This is a genomic window from Mesorhizobium sp. M6A.T.Cr.TU.017.01.1.1, assembly GCF_004023115.1.
Classification (GTDB): Bacteria; Pseudomonadota; Alphaproteobacteria; order Rhizobiales; family Rhizobiaceae; genus Mesorhizobium; species Mesorhizobium mediterraneum.
Map to the genome: position 1 here is coordinate 1 of NZ_RZTA01000070.1, position 16,099 is coordinate 16,099.

A 16,099-nucleotide genomic window follows, 5' to 3' on the forward strand; every position below is an offset into this window, starting at 1 on the left:
TTCCCGCCTATGACAACTGCTACGATGCGGCGATCGCCGTCGTCGACCGAGGAGACGAGATTGTAGCCGGAGGCGCGGGTGTAACCCGTCTTGATGCCGTCGACCCCCTTGATGCGCCCAAGCAGGCGGTTATGGCCGTTGATGCGCTTGCGGCCGTAGAGAAATGAACGTTGTGAGAAATAGCCGTAGTATTGGGGAAAATGCTCCCGTAGCGCGATGCCGAGCACCGCCATGTCGCGCGCGGTCGTGAACTGACCGGGATTTGGCAAGCCGTGGGCGTTGCGGAAAACGGTCCCCTTCATGCCCAGTGCCCGCGCCTTGGCTGTCATCATGTGGGCGAAATTGGCTTCATTGCCGCCGAGGAGCTCGCCGAGCGCAGTTGCCGAGTCGTTGGCCGACTTGGTCACCATCGACAGGATCGCGGTCTCGACCGTGATCGCGCCGCCCGGCCTGACGCCGAGTTTCGTCGGCGGTTCGGCAGCAGCATTGGCCGAGAAGACGACCCGGGAGTTCTTGCTGATCTTGCCCTTCGCCATGGCCTCGAAGGCCAGGTAAAGCGTCATCATCTTGGTGAGCGAGGCGGGATAGCGCCGACCATCGGCATTCGAAGAATAAAGCACCTTGCCGGTCTTGGCGTCGATGACAATGGCCGCCGACCTCGCCGCCATGGACGAAGCAGCGTCGGCGACGACGAATGTCATCGCCAAAGCGAGGATCATGATCGTTTTCAAAGAGGATTTGGAGAGAATGCCCGACAACGCCTGACGCACCGATGGTTCCTTTGGATTTTTTGTTGCTCTGGAGGCGGCAAAGGTTCCTGCCTCACTTCCAGCCAAGCTATCGCGGTCAGCGTTACCAATCCGTTTATGGTAACCGCCGCGTTCACCATTTTCTTCGGGTTTGAGCTTCTCTTTATTCGAATTTTAGCTACCGCTAGTGCCTGGGCCAGTGACCGGGCTCGATGTGCCGGGCCGGCGTGCTGGCGTCGCACTCCGCGAACATTGACTTTTTGTGCATTGCACAATACATTACTTGCATTGCACAACGCGGCCCGGACAGGGCGCGTCCGCCGTTCAAGGGCAACCCTCAAGGGAGCGTGAAATGAGCCAGACCTATGAAGATTTCAGCAAATACGGCAAGGAATTTGCCGACACCGGTTTGAAGAGCTTCGCATCCCTTTCCAAGGGTGCGCAGGCCATCGCCACCGAGGCGGGCGAGTATACCAAGAAGAGCTTCGAAGCCGGCAGTGCCGCAGCTGAGAAACTTTTGTCGGCCAAGTCGCTGGAGAAGGCGATCGAGATCCAGTCTGATTTTGCCAAGCAGTCCTACGAATCCTTCGTCACCGAAGCGACGAAGATCGGCGATCTCTATGCCGAGCTCGCCAAAGAAGCCTACAAGCCGTTCGAATCAATCGTCGCAAAAGCGAAATAATCTCGCTATAGAATGTGAAGACGGCCCTCGGGCCTGCAAGACAGACCCGGTCGCGAACGCGCGGCCGGGTTTTTTCATGTCAATTTGAGATCAGGGGCTCTGTCGCCTTCACGATTTCGAAAATCGGCCAAGTTTGGCCACCTAGCCATATTGTCAGCTAAACAGAAGGGCTTAAAATCGTCCATCGAACACCTACATGTCGAACTCGCTCGGGGATTCGAAAAAGGCAGGACTACGTGACTACAGGTTTGACTGCCACAGGAGATGTGGTGCGTATGCAAAACGGCAGCGACGGCAACGAGGCCGGTCGCGGCACGGCTGTTATCACACGCACTAAAACCAAGACCAAGAAGCCTAGCCTTTATCGGGTCCTCATTCTCAACGACGACTACACGCCCATGGAATTCGTGGTTCACGTGCTGGAGCGTTTTTTCCAGAAGGACCGTGAAGCCGCCACACGCATCATGCTACATGTTCACAATCATGGAGTGGGCGAGTGCGGGGTCTATACATTCGAGGTGGCCGAGACCAAAGTGTCTCAGGTCATGGATTTCGCCCGACAGAATCAGCATCCGCTGCAATGCGTGATGGAGAAGAAGTGAGGTAACATGCCGGCTTTCTCCCAAGGCCTGGAAAAGGCGCTTCACCAGGCGCTGACGCTCGCCAATGAGCGGCACCACGAATACGCAACCCTTGAACATTTGCTGCTCGCCCTCATCGACGATACCGAGGCGGCCGCGGTCATGCGCGCCTGCAACGTCGATCTCGACGAGCTGAAGCATACGGTTCTCACCTATATCGACACCGAGCTCGACAATCTCGTCACCGGTTACGACGAGGACTCCAAGCCGACGGCCGGTTTCCAGCGCGTCATCCAACGCGCGGTGATCCATGTTCAGTCGTCCGGCCGCGAGGAAGTGTCCGGCGCTAACGTGCTCGTTGCCATCTTCGCCGAGCGCGAGAGCCATGCCGCCTATTTCCTGCAGGAACAGCAGATGACCCGCTATGACGCGGTCAACTACATCTCGCACGGCATCGCCAAGCGCCCCGGCGCATCCGAGACGCGGTCGCCGCGCGGCGCCGACGACGAGCAGGGCGGCCAGAACGGCGCCGAGCCGCAAGAGGACGGCGGCAAGAAAAAGCAGCAGCAGGACGCGCTGACCGCCTATTGCGTCAACCTGAACAACAAGGCCAAGGCCGGCAAGATCGATCCGCTGATCGGCCGCGAGTCCGAGATCAACCGCACCATCCAGGTGCTGTGCCGCCGCTCCAAGAACAATCCGCTCTATGTCGGCGACCCCGGCGTCGGCAAGACGGCGATCGCCGAAGGCCTTGCCAAGCGCATCGTCGAGGGCGACGTGCCGGAAGTGTTGCACAACGCCACCATCTTCGCGCTCGACATGGGAACATTGCTGGCCGGCACGCGCTATCGCGGCGATTTCGAGGAGCGGCTGAAGCAGGTCGTCAAGGAACTCGAGGATTATCCGGGCGCGGTCCTGTTCATCGATGAGATCCACACGGTGATCGGGGCAGGGGCGACGTCAGGTGGCGCCATGGATGCGTCGAATCTGTTGAAGCCGGCGCTGTCGTCCGGCGCGATCCGCTGCATCGGCTCGACCACCTACAAGGAATTCCGCCAGTTCTTCGAGAAGGATCGCGCCCTGGTGCGGCGCTTCCAGAAGATCGACGTCAACGAGCCGACCATCGAGGACGCCATCGAGATCATGAAGGGCCTGAAGCCGTATTTCGAGGAGTTCCACAAGGTTCGCTATACGGCTGAGGCGATCAAGGCTTCGGTCGAATTGTCGGCGCGCTACATCAACGACCGCAAGCTGCCGGACAAGGCGATCGACGTGATCGACGAGACCGGCGCCTCGCAAATGCTGGTGCCAGAGGCCAAGCGCAAGAAGACCATCGGCATCAAGGAGATCGAAGCGACGATCGCCACTATCGCCCGCATTCCGCCGAAGACGGTTTCCGCCGACGACGAGAAGGTGCTGGCCGGTCTCGATGTTGAGCTGAAGCGCGTCGTCTACGGTCAGGATACCGCGATCACGGCGTTGACCTCGGCGATCAAGCTGGCGCGGGCGGGCCTGCGCGAGCCGGAGAAGCCGATCGGCTCCTATCTGTTCTCGGGACCGACCGGCGTCGGCAAGACCGAAGTGGCAAAGCAGCTCGCCGCTTCGCTCGGTGTCGAGCTGATCCGCTTCGACATGTCAGAATATATGGAACGCCACACCGTCTCGCGGCTGATCGGCGCGCCTCCCGGCTATGTCGGCTTCGACCAGGGCGGCCTGTTGACCGACGGCGTCGACCAGCATCCGCATTGCGTGCTGTTGCTGGATGAGGTCGAGAAGGCGCATCCGGACCTGTTCAACATCCTGTTGCAGGTCATGGACCATGGCAAGCTGACCGACCACAACGGCAAGCAGATCGACTTCCGCAATGTCATCTTGATCATGACCACCAATGCGGGCGCCTCGGATGCGCAGCGCGCGGCGATCGGTTTCGGCTCGACCAAGCGCGAAGGCGACGACGTCGAGGCGATCAACCGGCTGTTCACGCCGGAATTCCGCAACCGTCTCGATGCGATCATCCCATTCGGCTCGCTGCCGGTTCCGGTCATCCACCAGGTGGTGCAGAAGTTCGTCATGCAGCTTGAGGCCCAGCTTTCCGAGCGTGGCGTCACCTTCGACCTGTCGCAGGAGGCGATCGCCTGGCTGGCCGAGAAGGGCTATGATGAGCGCATGGGAGCACGGCCGCTCGGCCGCGTCATCCAGGAGCACATCAAGAAGCCGCTGGCGGACGAGGTGCTGTTCGGCAAGCTCAAGAAGGGCGGCACGGTGCGTGTCACCGTCGAGAAGAAGGAGACCGGCGAGACCGGCCTGAAGCTCGAGTCGCTCGCCGACGAGGCGCCGGTCAAGCCGAAGAAGGAAGAACCGGACGACACGCCGAAGCCCAAGAAGGCTGCCGCCAAGAAGCCCGTCGCGAAAAAGGCGATAGCGCAGAAGGCGGAGCCTAAGAGCAAGGATGGCAGTAAGCGCAGCCTGGTGCCGCAACTGCCCCGCAAGGCGTGATGGCCCTGAAAGCTGAAAAAAGCCCCGGAAACGGGGCTTTTTTGTTGGATAAAGAGTGGCCGAAGGCGTTGTGCGCGCCGCTCGGCTTCAGCTTCCCAGCGCGGTTCGTATCTTGCCAGCATTCTCAGCCAGCACTTCCGGCTTCTCCATCTGCCCGCTATGCGGCTTCAAAGGGGTGCCCTCGAAGCGTGGAATGACATGGACATGGAGGTGAAAGACGGTCTGGCCTGAAGCAGGCTCGTTGAACTGCATGATGGTGACGCCATCGGCATCGAAGGCCTTTTTCACTGCCCGCGCAACTTTCTGGACATTTGCGAAGAGCGGGCCGAACACTGCCGGGTCCGCGTCAAGCAGGTTGCGCGACTGCGCCTTCGGCACAACCAGTGTATGACCCGGCCCCTGCGGCATTACATCCATGAAGGCGACAACTGCGTCATCTTCATAGACGCGATGCGACGGAATTTCACCGAGCAGGATTTTCGCGAAGATATTGTTGCTGTCGTAGGTGGGGTCGGCCATGGCGTGCGCTCCCGATTGTGCCTTGCTCTACCGCATCGACCCGAAAATCGGAATCGATTTTCGGAAAGTACGATGAGGAGGTTCAAAGTGTTAGAGCGTACTTTGTGCGTCCAATTGGACGCACGTCGCTCTAATCGTCCGCCAGATCCTTGCGGAACGGAGTGTGTTCTTCGAGATAGTCGCCCATCCGCTCGACCTCGCGCCGCTCGCGTCTGAGATAGTCGGCGACCGCATTGCGCAAGCCGGGATGCGCGATGTAATGCGCCGAATGCATGGTCACCGGCCTATAGCCGCGCGCCAGCTTGTGCTCGCCTTGCGCGCCCGCCTCGACCACTTTCAGCTTACGGTCGATCGCGAAGTCGATCGCCTGATGATAACAGACCTCGAAATGCAGGAAAGGATGGTCTTCGATGCAGCCCCAGTTGCGCCCGTAGAGCGCATCGGAACCGATGAAATTGATGGCGCCGGCAATGTAGCGCCCATTGCGCTTGGCCATCACCAGCAGGATGTCGTCGGCCATGCGCTCGCCGATCATCGAGAAGAACTCGCGGCTGAGATAGGGCCGCCCCCATTTCCTGCTGCCGGTATCCATGTAGAAGGCAAAGAAGTCGTCCCAGACCCTTTCGGTCAGATCCTTGCCGGTCAGCCAGTCGATCGAGATGCCGTGAGCGAGCGCCTCGCGCCGCTCCTTCTTCAACGCCTTGCGCTTACGCGATGCCAGAGTGGCGAGAAAATCGTCGTAGGTCGAAAAACCTTCATTGAAGAAGTGGAACTGCTGGTCGGTGCGGTGCAGGAAGCCCGCCGCTTCCAATGCCCCAACATCTTTTTCCTGCGCGAAGGTCACGTGCGCGGAAGACACGCCGAGCTTTTCCGTCACCGCCTTCAGGCCTGCTGCCAAGCCGGCTTTCACTGCGCAACTGTCCTCGCCCTTGTTGGCCAGCAGGCGAGGGCCGGTGACCGGCGTGAACGGCACGGCGCATTGCAGTTTTGGATAATAGCGCCCGCCGGCGCGCTCAAACGCGTCCGACCAGCCGTGGTCGAAAACATATTCGCCCTGGCTGTGCGATTTCAGGTAGCAGGGAACGGCACCGAGCAGTTTTCCCTGCGCTGTCTCCAGCCTGAGATGATGGCCCTGCCAGCCGGTGCGCCGCACGGCGCAGCCGGAATCTTCAAGCGCGCTCAGAAAAGCGAATGAAACGAGAGGGTTGTAGCCGTTTTCTGTATCGCCGCGGGTGGTGCTGCCGAGGCCATCCCATTCCGCGCAGGTAAAAGCTCCGATGCCGGAGGCAATCCGGATCGCATACTCTCCATTCGCCGTTTGCCCGTCGCCTTCATCGCCTTGATCCATTGGGCTTATTTAAGCTCCATACCGGTCCATGCAAGCCCGGTTCAAGCGACCTGTATAAGATCGGGTTCGAATCCTTCGAACGTCATCTGATCGGCATATCTGAAGGTCAGGTCGACCGCCGGCTGGTCGAGCACCGTCCAGGTGATTACCGGCATTTTGAGCCTTTCGCGCACGAAGGAGACGAACCGGTTCGGCAGGTCGCCGGCGGCATAGGAGGTGAAGGCGATGTCATGCGCCAGCATGGCGAAATGCGCCTCGATCAGGGGTGTGTCTTTGCCATAGGCGGTCAGCCCGCCCGGAATGCCGGGCGCGTGTTTCGGGAAATCGCGGATCAGCCAGTGGTCGAACGACATGATTGCCGCCTTGCCCTTGTAGCGCTTGAGCATCTTGCCGACGCTTTCCACCAGGCCTTCGTCATGGCCGGGGGCCCCTTTCAGCTCGACGACCATCGGCACACGACCATCGACCAGGTCGAGTGCCTGCTGCAGGGTCGGCAGATGGTCTGATGTGCCGCCGATCTTGAGCGCCGTCATTTCCGCTGCCGTGCGCTGCCAGACGAAACCGTCCTGGCCGGTCAGCCGCTTCAGATCACGGTCATGGATGATGACCGGGATGCGGTCAGACGACAGATGCACGTCGCATTCGATCGCATAGCCGCGTTCGGCTGCCGCGGCGAAGGCGGAGAGAGTGTTCTCCCAGCGCGTCTTGTTCATGTCGTGGAGGCCGCGATGGGCCACGGGTCGGGCGGTCAGCCAGGAAAGGTCGGTCATGTCTGGCTCATTCGACTTCGAAAATGGCTTCGATTTCCACTGCGGCATTAAGCGGCAGGGAGGCGGCGCCGACGGCGGAGCGGGCATGTTTGCCGTGATCGCCAAGCACTGCAACCAGAAAATCCGAGGCGCCGTTGGCAACCAGATGCTGCTCTACAAAATCGGGCGCCGAGGCGACGAAGACGGTGATCTTCACCAGGCGGCGGATTCTCTCGAGATCGCCAAGTGCTGCCTTGGCCTGCGCCAATATGTTGATCGCGCAGTATTTTGCCGCTTCCTTGCCAGTTGCGGTGTCGACATCGCGGCCGAGCAGTCCGCTCGCCTGCACCTTGCCGTCCTTGAGCGGCAGCTGTCCGGCGGTGAACAGCAGATTGCCTGACCTGCAAAAGGGCACGTAGTTGGCGGCGGGCGCGGCGGCGATCGGAAGCGTCACGCCGAGGTCGCTCAGCCGCTTTTCGATTGTTTCATTCATGGTATTTCCCTATTGCTTGATGACGCCGCGCAGGTCGGGCCGAAATTGCTATTTTTGCCTCGCTTCCGCCACGACTTTTTTTAAGCTGGACCATCTTTCCCTGCGGCCTGCCATCAGGCGCGATGATCGGAGCTCCTCATGCGCGCAACACGTCTCGCATTCCATGCAGTCCTGCTGCCAGCGGTGTTCTCGATGGCGCCGGCTTTTGCCGTGCCGGCACTGCAGGCGCATCGCGCGGTTTATGATCTGAGCCTGGACAAGGCTTCCGACCGCTCGGGCATCACTGGCATTTCCGGCCGCATGGTCTATGAGTTCAACGGCTCGCCTTGCGAAGGCTACACGGTGAAGTTTCGCTTCGTCACCCAGATTGCCACCAACGACAACACAACAAAGCTGACCGACCAGCAGACGACCACTTTCGAGGACGCCGAAGGCAAGACTTTCTCGTTCGTGACAAAATCCTTTGTCGACCAGAACCTTGACAAGGAGGTCAAGGGCACGGCGACGAAGGAGACGAAGGGCCTCAAGGTCGACATCGACAAGCCGGAGAAGAACAGCCTCGAACTGGCCGCCACCCAGTTTCCGACCCAGCATCTGGTCGAGCTGATCGACAAGGCCGAAAAGGGCGAAAATTTCTACGAAACCAATCTGTTCGACGGCTCGGAAGATGCAGACAAGGTGATGACCACCACCGTCGTCGTCGGCAAGAAAGCCGATGCCGACAAGACCGATCCGGAAGCGCCGGCACTGGCGAAACTCGCCACCGACAAATACTGGCCAGTCGACATCGCCTATTTCGATGGCACCGACAAGACAGGCGAGGAGGTGCCGGAGTACCGGATCAGCTTCAAGCTGCATGAGAACGGCATCACGCGCGACCTCGTCATGGACTACGGCGAGTTCTCGATGACCGGCAAGCTGGTCAATCTGTCGTTGTTCGATCAGTCGAAGGCCTGTCCGCCGAAATAGGGCTTTCAGCTTAACCACGCCACAGGCGGCGGCGGCGAATGACTTGAACACGCCGCAATTGCATCTCAACCTCTACGCCGACGGGTCGATCGGGGGGATGGGTTGAACAGAATCGATGTGTTCGTGGCGCCGAGGCCCAATCCGGCGCTGATCAGGATCATGACTGTCGTCAACCGGCTTGTCATGCTGCACGGCATTCCCGGATTTCGCGACCTGTTGCCGTTCAACCGCCTGGCCGGATTGCGCGGCGTCGCCAATGTCCGCCATATCGACTTTCCCGACGACGACCGGCAGCGGCTGAAGGCCTGTTGCGGGCCAGGCAAGGCGACGTTCATCACGCCCAACCATCCGGAATTCTTTACCGACTGGATGATCGACAAGGAGATCGTCTCGCAGGTCAGTCCGCTCGCGGCATCATGGGCCACGCATGGCGTCGTCAACGGCCTCGGCCGGATCATGCAGAAATTCTGGCTGGCCAACAATCTGATCGCCCAGATTCCCGGCAACAGTGGGGCTGCCAAGGAACACTCGATCGCCTGGGCGCTGAAAGGGCATGGTGTGCTCTTGCATCCCGAAGGCGGCGTCGGCTGGCATGCCGATGTTGTCGGTCCGCTTCTCCCGGGCGCGGTCGAGATGGGATTCGAAGCGCTCAAGCGCGCTCGCGCCACCGATCAGGATTCTAGGGTTTGGATCGCGCCGGTTGTCTGGAAGCTCGCCTTCACCAAGAATGTCGAGCCGGCTCTGGCGCAGGAATGCGCCTATGTCGAGAAGAGCCTGAAGATCGAGCGCCGTGCCGGCGATACGCTGCCGGAGCGCGTCCACCACATCTATGCGACGCTGCTGTCGCGCGATGAGATTGCCTGCGGCATGGCGCCCGACGAGCGGGCTTCGTATGCCGCGCGTCAAAAGCAACTGCTGTTCGAGCTGAGCCGGCGTCTGGGGGAGGGTATTTCGGTCGATCCCGGCGCCAACGAGGCTGCCGAGCTTTTGCGCCGGTCGCGCCGCTGGCTGCGGGAAAACACCGGTGACGCCGAACGGCAAAAACAGGTCCGGGCGCTGGCGGACACGATCCAGCGTCTCCAACGCGTTGGGAAGTGGGCCTCAGCCAACCCGCGCATCACGCAAGAGGAGATCGCCGAGCATCTGAAGCGTATCCGCAATGATTATTGCAAAGGCACGCTGCGCGACACGGTCAACCGCTTCGTGCCGCAACCGGCCGGGCCGCGCTGCGCTCATATCCGGGTGCCGGAGCCGTTGGGATTGCACGCCTATCCCGGCTCGATCGAAGATGCGCTTGCAGAGTTGCACAGCCGCATGCAGGAGGCCGTCACCAGGACCGTAGCCGAACTCGAAGCCGCCGGCGGCTTCATTTTCTATCCGAATCCCTTCTATCATCGCTAGCATTGGATCTTGGCTCTATGTGAGCTGCGGCTCCGCTGGTCGGCGCAAGATGAAGGAGTGCGGCAAGCCTCATGGCGGTCTATGTCGACGCGGCGATCTGGAAATGGGTCGGCCACCGCTGGTGTCACCTGCTGGCCGACGACACCGACGAGCTGCATCGTTTTGCAGCACAGCTCGGCGTCAAGCGCTCGTCCTATCAGGGACCGCCGAAGACATCGGCGCCGCATTATGACATAACCGGCTTCGAGCGCGACCGCGCGGTGCGGTTAGGCGCCATCGAATGCAGCCGCGAGGAGATCGTCGCTGTTTTCCGGCGTGTCCGCGTGCCGAAGGGGAAGATACGGCCATGACGTTGACGGCATTTTTGGCTTACTGCGCTGCGATCACATTCGCCGCCGCCACGCCTGGCCCGGCGGTATTCACGGTCATTGCCAACGGCGTCTCGCGCGGGTTCGTTCGCGCGTTCCTGGCTGGCCTCGGTATCGCCGCTGGCGACGCGGTGCTGGTGACTTTGGCGCTGCTCGGTCTCGTGGCACTGGCACAGACCTTCGAATGGGTTTTTCTCATCCTGAAATATGCGGGTGCTGCCTATCTGATGTTTCTTGGCATCAGGATGTGGCGATCGGCTTCCGCGCGATCGGATGGACTGGAGGTAACGCAGGCAAGACTGTCTCGATCGTTTTACCTCGGCGTCTCCATCGCATTGGGCAACCCCAAGGCGATCCTGTTCCACGCCTCGATCATGCCGTTGATCCTCGATCTCAACGCAATGACCTTCGCTGAGGGGCTGCTCGTGGTTGCGGTCGTGATCGGCGTCAACATTATCACTATGGGCGTCTATGCGGTGCTTGCCGGGCAGGCTTCGAGCTGGTTCAAGACGCCAAGACGGATGCGCTTGATGAGCAGGTTTGCCGGCGGCGCCATGATCGGCACCGGTGCGCTGATCGCCGCACGCTGAGCACAACACACCGCAGCGCTTGCGTTTGTCGCGCATCCCCTCTATATGCGCGCTCATTCCACACACGGACTTTGGTGTCTGCCCGGGAGAAATCCGGCTGAAACCTCCGGTGGCGTTCGAGGACAAAGTCCAAAAATGCCTGTGTCCGTGGAGGCTAACCGGAAAAGGAACTTTAGAATGGCTCTGCCTGATTTCAGCATGCGTCAGCTTTTGGAAGCTGGCATTCACTTCGGCCACCAGACCCACCGCTGGAACCCGAAGATGGCGCCCTATATCTACGGCGCCCGCAACAACATCCACATCATCGACCTCTCGCAGACGGTGCCGCTGCTGCACCAGGCGCTGAAGCAGGTTTCCGACACCGTCGCCAAGGGCGGCCGCGTGCTGTTCGTCGGCACCAAGCGCCAGGCGTCCGACATCGTCGCCGACGCCGCGCAGCGCTCGGCCCAGTACTATGTCAACTCCCGCTGGCTCGGCGGCATGATGACCAACTGGAAGACGATCTCGAATTCCATCCAGCGACTGCGCAAGCTCGACGAGATGCTGGCCGGCGAGGCCCAGGGGCTCACCAAGAAGGAGCGCCTCAACCTCGATCGCGAGCGCGAGAAGCTCGACAAGGCGCTGGGCGGCATCAAGGACATGGGCTCGACGCCCGACCTGATGTTCGTGATCGACACCAACAAGGAAGCGATCGCCATCCTCGAGGCCAAGCGTCTCGGCATCCCGGTCGTCGCCATCATCGATTCCAACTGCGATCCGGACAAGATCGATTTCCCGATTCCGGGCAATGATGACGCGGCCCGCGCCATCCAGCTCTATTGCGATCTGATCGCCAAGGCTGCAATCGACGGCATCGCTCGCCAGCAGGGCGCGCTCGGTGTCGATGTCGGCGCTTTGGCCGAGGCTCCGGTCGAGCCGGCACTTGAGCCGACGCCGGCCGCCGAGACACCGGCTGCCCAGACTCCGGAAGCGTAACAGCGAAGGCCGGTTTCGGCCTTCATCTTTCTCATATTTTGGCGCGCTAAGCGCTGGCGCCAGGCGCATCATCGAGGACCGGTGGTGCGTCGGTGCATTTTAAAACAAAGAGGCGACAATGAGCATTTCGGCTGCACAGGTCAAAGAACTCCGCGACTTGACCGGCGCGGGCATGATGGATTGCAAGGCGGCGTTGAACGAGACCAACGGCAACATGGAAGAGGCCGTCGACTGGCTGCGCAAGAAGGGCATCTCCAAGGCCGACAAGAAGGCCGGCCGTACCGCGGCCGAGGGTCTCATCGGCGTCGATTCCGGTATCCGCGAGGCGGCAGTCGTCGAGGTCAATTCCGAGACCGACTTCGTTGCCCGCAACGCTGCCTTCCAGGAGATCGTCGCCAAGGTCGCCAAGGTCGCGCTCGCCTATGGTGGCAAGACCGAGGCCGTCGCAGCCGCGCCGTATCCGGGTTCGGACAAGTCGGTCACCGAGACCATCAAGGACGCTGTCGGCACGATCGGCGAGAATCTTGGTTTCCGCCGTTCGGCCAAGCTCACCGTCGAGCACGGCGCTGTTGCGACCTACGTCCACAATGCGGTTGCCGACGGCCTTGGCAAGCTCGGCGTGCTGGTCGCCATCGAAACAACAGGCAACGCGCAGGCAGCCAACGCCTTTGCCCGCCAAGTCGCCATGCATGTCGCCGCCACCAACCCGATGGCGCTGACGACGGAACAGCTCGATCCGGCCGCGGTCGAGCGCGAGAAGGCGATCTTCGCCGACCAGGCGCGCCAGTCCGGCAAGCCGGAAGCGATCATCGAGAAGATGGTCGAGGGCCGTCTGCGCAAGTTCTACGAAGAGGTCGTGCTGCTCAAGCAGGCTTTTGTGCTCAATCCCGACATCACCGTCGAGAAGGCGCTGACGGATGCCGAAAAGGAAATCGGCGCACCGGCCAAGATCACTGCCTATCTGCGCTTCGCGCTCGGCGAGGGCATCGAGAAGGAAGAGACCGATTTCGCGGCGGAAGTCGCGGCAGCGGTCAAGAAGTAAACCGCACTCTATCTTTCTGAAAAGACTTTACGGCCGGGTGTCCGCGAGGATGCCCGGCCGATTTCTTGCGCGGTGTCGATGAAGGCCCTGAGCTTCGGCGCCATCGCCGCCCGGCGTGGAAAATAGAGGAACAGCCCCGGTTCATCGATCGAGGTGTCGCGCAGGACTTCTACCAGCCGGCCGGCCTCTACGTCAGCCCGGACAAGCGGCTCGAACAGATAGGCGAGGCCGATGCCGGCCAGCGCCATATCTCGCGCCGAAAGCGGATCGGTGAGGACGACGCTGCCGCGCGTCTCGACGCTGATATCCTTGCCCTGGTCGTTCAGGTCCCAGCGGTAGAGAGCACGCGATCGCAGCAGCCTGTATCCGATGCAGTTGTGCGCCGAGAGATCGGCCAGCGTCCGTGGCTGTCCATGACGGCCAACATAGGCCGGAGAGGCGACGACGATGGTGCGGAAAGGCTGGGTCAGCCGCACCGTCACCATGTCCTCGGCGATCATCTCGCCAAGCCGGATGCCAGCGTCGAAACCTTCGCCGACGATGTCGCTCAAGCGTTCGTCGGTGACGATCTCCACCGTCACGTCGGGATAACGCTCCGCCATTGCCGACAGGATGGGCATCAGGGCCAGAGGCAGCGCAATGCGCGGCGCGTTGATCCTGAGCAGCCCGCTCGCTCTGCCTTTGACCGAGCGGATACGCTCCATCCGGTCCGCGATGTCTTCCAGCGCCGGCTCCGCTGCCGCGACAAGCGCCTCGCCGGCCTCAGTCAGAGCGACACTGCGCGTGGTGCGGGCAAACAGCGGTTGGCCGATCCGCTCCTCCACCAGCCGCACCGCATGGCTGACTGCCGACGGACTCATGCCGAGTTCGGCGGCGGCCAAGGCAAAGCCGCCGCGCCGCGCCACAGCGACGACGACAGGAAGATGGCTGAGCAGGTCTCGATCCATTCATGAACAATATCGCATAGTCCATGCTAATAATGCAAACTTATCAATCGGACAGAGGAGGCGACATCTAGGCTGCATTGAACACCAATTCTGTAAGCAGCAAGGAGACGACATGACCATGTCCTATTACACGCTCGGCAACAGCGGGCTGCGTGTCACCCGCCTCGCGTTCGGCACTATGACCTTCGGCACGGAATGGGGCTGGGGAGCCGAAAAGGAAACGGCCCGCGCGATGGTCGATGCCTATGTCGAGGCCGGCGGCAATTTCTTCGATACGGCCGACGCCTATACCGGAGGCACATCCGAAACCTGGCTTGGCGAATTCATCGCCGAGCGTGGGCTGCGCGACAAGGCGGTGATCAGCACCAAATTCAGCATGAACCTCGAAGAAGGCAATCCGAATGCCGGAGGCAACGGCCGCAAGAACATCATCCGCGCGGTCGAAGGCTCGTTGAAGCGCCTCAGCACCGATTATATCGATCTCTACATCCTGCATGCCTGGGACAGGCTGACGCCTCCGGAGGAGGTGATGCGGACGCTGGATGATCTGGTCCGCGCCGGAAAGATCCGCCATGTCGGCCTGTCGGACGTGCCGGCGTGGTACGCAAGCCGGGCCCAGTCGGTAGCCGAGCACCGCGGCTATGAACCGGTTTCGGCGCTTCAGCTCGAATATTCGCTGGCGGAGCGCAACATCGAACATGAGTTCGTGCCATTCGGCACGCGCCACGGTGCGGGTATAATGGTCTGGAGCCCGTTGGCCAGCGGTCTGCTCAGCGGGAAATATCGTTCCGATACAGTGAATGGGGCAGGCGGCAGGCTGGAGACGATGCGCGGCTCGACCAATCCTGGGTTTCAGAAATTCAACGATCGCAACTGGGAGATCGTCGCCGAGCTGGAAAAGGTCGCAAGTCAGCTCGGCCGCAGCATGGCTCAGGTCGCCTTGAACTGGGCCGCGACCCAGCCCGGCATTGCGTCGGTGATCATCGGTGCGACGAAGCTGGATCAACTCAAGGACAATCTCGGCGCGCTCGATTTCGACATTCCGCAGGAGCTTCGGGCACGGCTCGATGCGGTGAGCCGACCAATCACACCCTTTCCGTATTCGTTCTTCGGCTCGGAAATACAGGGCGGCCTTACGGGAGGCCAGGCGGTCGGCGATAAGCCGGCTGGCTATCTGCCGGATCTGCTCATGCAAGGTGCTTTTGCTGGCGTAAGCTAAGAGGGGAAGAGAGTTTTCCGGCTCGGGCGCCGCGTGACATCGCGGCGCCCTTCGTGTATCGGAACGCCAATGTTTCGGGGCAGCGCCTGCGCGGGGAAGCCGCCCCAGACGCGTCACACGCATAATGATGAGGACCAGATGACGGTGAAGCCCCTCTATCGACGTGTCTTGCTGAAAGCTTCGGGCGAAGCGCTGATGGGTGAACAGCATTTCGGCATCGACGTATCGGTGGTCGATCGCATCGCTGCCGACATCGCCGAGGCCCGCGCCCTGGGCATCGAGGTCGGCGTCGTCATCGGCGGCGGCAACATCTTTCGCGGCGTGGCGGTTGCGTCCAAGGGCGGTGACCGGGTCACCGGCGACCACATGGGCATGCTCGCCACCGTCATCAACTCGCTGGCGCTGCGCACTTCGCTGAACAAGATCGGCGTCGACGCGGTGGTGCTGTCGGCAATCGCCATGCCAGAGCTTTGCGAGAGCTTTTCGCAGCGCCAGGCGACCGCCTACATGAACCAGGGCAAGGTCGTCATTTTCGCCGGCGGCACCGGCAATCCGTTCTTCACCACCGATTCGGCCGCGGCGCTTCGCGCGGCGGAAATCGGCGCCGATGCGCTGTTCAAGGGCACGCAGGTCGACGGCGTCTATTCGGCCGATCCCAAGAAGGACCCGAATGCTACACGCTTCGAGCGCATCAGCCATGGCGACGTCATAAAACGCGGCCTTTCGATCATGGATACAGCCGCGATTGCACTTGCGCGCGAAAACAACATTCCGATAATCGTCTATTCGATCCACGAGAAGGGTGGTTTCGGTGATATTCTGAGGGGCGGCGGCCGTTGCACGGTCGTCGCGGACGACTGATCGGGAGCACTATCCCGAACCGAGGGTCCGCGTAAGCGAAAAGCGGGAGCCGGTTTCGGATTGAGGCTCGAACACGGGGTTATCCCTGAACAGTGAACCCGGGCTAACGG

At 61.2% G+C, this 16,099-nt stretch carries 17 protein-coding genes; 11 read left to right on the top strand and 6 right to left on the bottom strand.

The annotated features are described in order from the left end of the window. Positions 1 to 719, bottom strand: a 719-nt coding sequence (locus EOB36_RS21165) for a D-alanyl-D-alanine carboxypeptidase family protein (RefSeq protein WP_245467853.1), incomplete at its 3' end; no start/stop codon positions are given. A 382-nt stretch (positions 720 to 1,101) separates the two neighbouring features. On the opposite strand from EOB36_RS21165, the gene EOB36_RS21170 reads away from it, so the two are divergent. The 3 genes from EOB36_RS21170 (at position 1,102) to clpA (ending at position 4,508) form a co-directional block, all read left to right on the top strand. Further along, entirely contained in the window at positions 1,102 to 1,431 is a 330-nt protein-coding gene (locus EOB36_RS21170; protein WP_128285620.1) for a phasin family protein, read from the top strand. A 275-nt stretch (positions 1,432 to 1,706) separates the two neighbouring features. Further along, a complete protein-coding gene (clpS, locus tag EOB36_RS21175) occupies positions 1,707 to 2,033 on the top strand; it encodes an ATP-dependent Clp protease adapter ClpS (protein ID WP_036241697.1) in 327 nt (108 codons plus the stop codon). A 6-nt stretch (positions 2,034 to 2,039) separates the two neighbouring features. Next, entirely contained in the window at positions 2,040 to 4,508 is a 2,469-nt protein-coding gene (clpA, locus tag EOB36_RS21180) for an ATP-dependent Clp protease ATP-binding subunit ClpA (protein WP_128285621.1), read from the top strand. 87 nt (positions 4,509 to 4,595) lie between these two features. On the opposite strand, the gene EOB36_RS21185 is transcribed toward clpA, so the two are convergent. The 4 genes from EOB36_RS21185 to EOB36_RS21200 all read right to left on the bottom strand — a co-directional run bounded on the left by EOB36_RS21185 (position 4,596) and on the right by EOB36_RS21200 (position 7,617). Beyond that, the gene (locus EOB36_RS21185; RefSeq protein WP_126106473.1) at positions 4,596 to 5,027 is read right to left on the bottom strand and encodes an HIT family protein; all 432 of its coding nucleotides are present in this window, start codon (positions 5,025 to 5,027) and stop codon (positions 4,596 to 4,598) included. Between the two features lie 130 nt (positions 5,028 to 5,157). Then, complete coding sequence (locus EOB36_RS21190; protein ID WP_128285622.1) at positions 5,158 to 6,375, bottom strand: GNAT family N-acetyltransferase; 1,218 nt, start codon at positions 6,373 to 6,375, stop codon at positions 5,158 to 5,160. A 41-nt stretch (positions 6,376 to 6,416) separates the two neighbouring features. Next, a complete protein-coding gene (locus EOB36_RS21195) occupies positions 6,417 to 7,145 on the bottom strand; it encodes a glycerophosphodiester phosphodiesterase (protein ID WP_095485261.1) in 729 nt (242 codons plus the stop codon). 7 nt (positions 7,146 to 7,152) lie between these two features. Next, positions 7,153 to 7,617 (bottom strand): RidA family protein, encoded by a 465-nt coding sequence (locus EOB36_RS21200; RefSeq protein ID WP_095485260.1) that lies wholly within the window; start codon positions 7,615 to 7,617, stop codon positions 7,153 to 7,155. 138 nt (positions 7,618 to 7,755) lie between these two features. Here EOB36_RS21200 and EOB36_RS21205 point away from each other — a divergent pair, with 138 nt between their 5' ends. The 6 genes from EOB36_RS21205 (at position 7,756) to tsf (ending at position 12,962) form a co-directional block, all read left to right on the top strand. After that, positions 7,756 to 8,586, top strand: a complete 831-nt coding sequence (locus tag EOB36_RS21205; RefSeq protein ID WP_095485259.1) for a cell envelope integrity EipB family protein — start codon at positions 7,756 to 7,758, stop codon at positions 8,584 to 8,586. A 102-nt stretch (positions 8,587 to 8,688) separates the two neighbouring features. Continuing rightward, positions 8,689 to 9,987 carry a hypothetical protein gene (locus EOB36_RS21210; RefSeq protein ID WP_095485258.1) on the top strand — a complete coding sequence of 433 codons (1,299 nt, stop codon included), beginning with the start codon at positions 8,689 to 8,691 and terminating at the stop codon, positions 9,985 to 9,987. 71 nt (positions 9,988 to 10,058) lie between these two features. Next, entirely contained in the window at positions 10,059 to 10,337 is a 279-nt protein-coding gene (locus EOB36_RS21215) for a DUF4031 domain-containing protein (protein WP_029352779.1), read from the top strand. Continuing rightward, the gene (locus EOB36_RS21220; protein ID WP_095485257.1) at positions 10,334 to 10,945 is read left to right on the top strand and encodes a LysE family translocator; all 612 of its coding nucleotides are present in this window, start codon (positions 10,334 to 10,336) and stop codon (positions 10,943 to 10,945) included. The genes EOB36_RS21215 and EOB36_RS21220 overlap by 4 nt, the downstream gene beginning before the upstream one ends. A 177-nt stretch (positions 10,946 to 11,122) precedes the next feature. Then, positions 11,123 to 11,920: a 30S ribosomal protein S2 gene (gene rpsB, locus EOB36_RS21225; RefSeq protein WP_095485256.1), complete on the top strand. Its 798-nt coding sequence runs from the start codon at positions 11,123 to 11,125 to the stop codon at positions 11,918 to 11,920. 118 nt (positions 11,921 to 12,038) lie between these two features. Continuing rightward, positions 12,039 to 12,962 (top strand): translation elongation factor Ts, encoded by a 924-nt coding sequence (gene tsf / locus EOB36_RS21230; protein ID WP_095485255.1) that lies wholly within the window; start codon positions 12,039 to 12,041, stop codon positions 12,960 to 12,962. An 8-nt stretch (positions 12,963 to 12,970) separates the two neighbouring features. Here the strand turns inward: tsf and EOB36_RS21235 are convergent, their stop codons facing one another. Next, positions 12,971 to 13,909, bottom strand: coding sequence for a LysR family transcriptional regulator (locus tag EOB36_RS21235; protein WP_127203836.1), 939 nt, complete (start codon positions 13,907 to 13,909; stop codon positions 12,971 to 12,973). Between the two features lie 112 nt (positions 13,910 to 14,021). On the opposite strand from EOB36_RS21235, the gene EOB36_RS21240 reads away from it, so the two are divergent. Together EOB36_RS21240 and pyrH are read left to right on the top strand one after the other, a co-directional pair. Next, positions 14,022 to 15,128, top strand: a complete 1,107-nt coding sequence (locus EOB36_RS21240; RefSeq protein ID WP_127203837.1) for an aldo/keto reductase — start codon at positions 14,022 to 14,024, stop codon at positions 15,126 to 15,128. A gap of 138 nt (positions 15,129 to 15,266) precedes the next feature. Then, the gene (gene pyrH / locus EOB36_RS21245; RefSeq protein ID WP_095485560.1) at positions 15,267 to 15,989 is read left to right on the top strand and encodes a UMP kinase; all 723 of its coding nucleotides are present in this window, start codon (positions 15,267 to 15,269) and stop codon (positions 15,987 to 15,989) included. The last annotated feature ends 110 nt before the right edge of the window (positions 15,990 to 16,099 follow it).

Excerpts from the sequence above, each read along its gene's own strand:
- EOB36_RS21170 (WP_128285620.1), top strand. The coding sequence starts at position 1,102 with ATGAGCCAGACCTATGAAGATTTCAGCAAATACGGCAAGGAATTTGCC.
- clpS (WP_036241697.1), top strand. The coding sequence starts at position 1,707 with ATGCAAAACGGCAGCGACGGCAACGAGGCCGGTCGCGGCACGGCTGTT.
- clpA (WP_128285621.1), top strand. The coding sequence starts at position 2,040 with ATGCCGGCTTTCTCCCAAGGCCTGGAAAAGGCGCTTCACCAGGCGCTG.
- EOB36_RS21185 (WP_126106473.1), bottom strand. The coding sequence starts at position 5,027 with ATGGCCGACCCCACCTACGACAGCAACAATATCTTCGCGAAAATCCTG.
- EOB36_RS21190 (WP_128285622.1), bottom strand. The coding sequence starts at position 6,375 with ATGGATCAAGGCGATGAAGGCGACGGGCAAACGGCGAATGGAGAGTAT.
- EOB36_RS21195 (WP_095485261.1), bottom strand. The coding sequence starts at position 7,145 with ATGACCGACCTTTCCTGGCTGACCGCCCGACCCGTGGCCCATCGCGGC.
- EOB36_RS21200 (WP_095485260.1), bottom strand. The coding sequence starts at position 7,617 with ATGAATGAAACAATCGAAAAGCGGCTGAGCGACCTCGGCGTGACGCTT.
- EOB36_RS21205 (WP_095485259.1), top strand. The coding sequence starts at position 7,756 with ATGCGCGCAACACGTCTCGCATTCCATGCAGTCCTGCTGCCAGCGGTG.
- EOB36_RS21215 (WP_029352779.1), top strand. The coding sequence starts at position 10,059 with ATGGCGGTCTATGTCGACGCGGCGATCTGGAAATGGGTCGGCCACCGC.
- EOB36_RS21220 (WP_095485257.1), top strand. The coding sequence starts at position 10,334 with ATGACGTTGACGGCATTTTTGGCTTACTGCGCTGCGATCACATTCGCC.
- rpsB (WP_095485256.1), top strand. The coding sequence starts at position 11,123 with ATGGCTCTGCCTGATTTCAGCATGCGTCAGCTTTTGGAAGCTGGCATT.
- tsf (WP_095485255.1), top strand. The coding sequence starts at position 12,039 with ATGAGCATTTCGGCTGCACAGGTCAAAGAACTCCGCGACTTGACCGGC.
- EOB36_RS21235 (WP_127203836.1), bottom strand. The coding sequence starts at position 13,909 with ATGGATCGAGACCTGCTCAGCCATCTTCCTGTCGTCGTCGCTGTGGCG.
- EOB36_RS21240 (WP_127203837.1), top strand. The coding sequence starts at position 14,022 with ATGACCATGTCCTATTACACGCTCGGCAACAGCGGGCTGCGTGTCACC.
- pyrH (WP_095485560.1), top strand. The coding sequence starts at position 15,267 with ATGACGGTGAAGCCCCTCTATCGACGTGTCTTGCTGAAAGCTTCGGGC.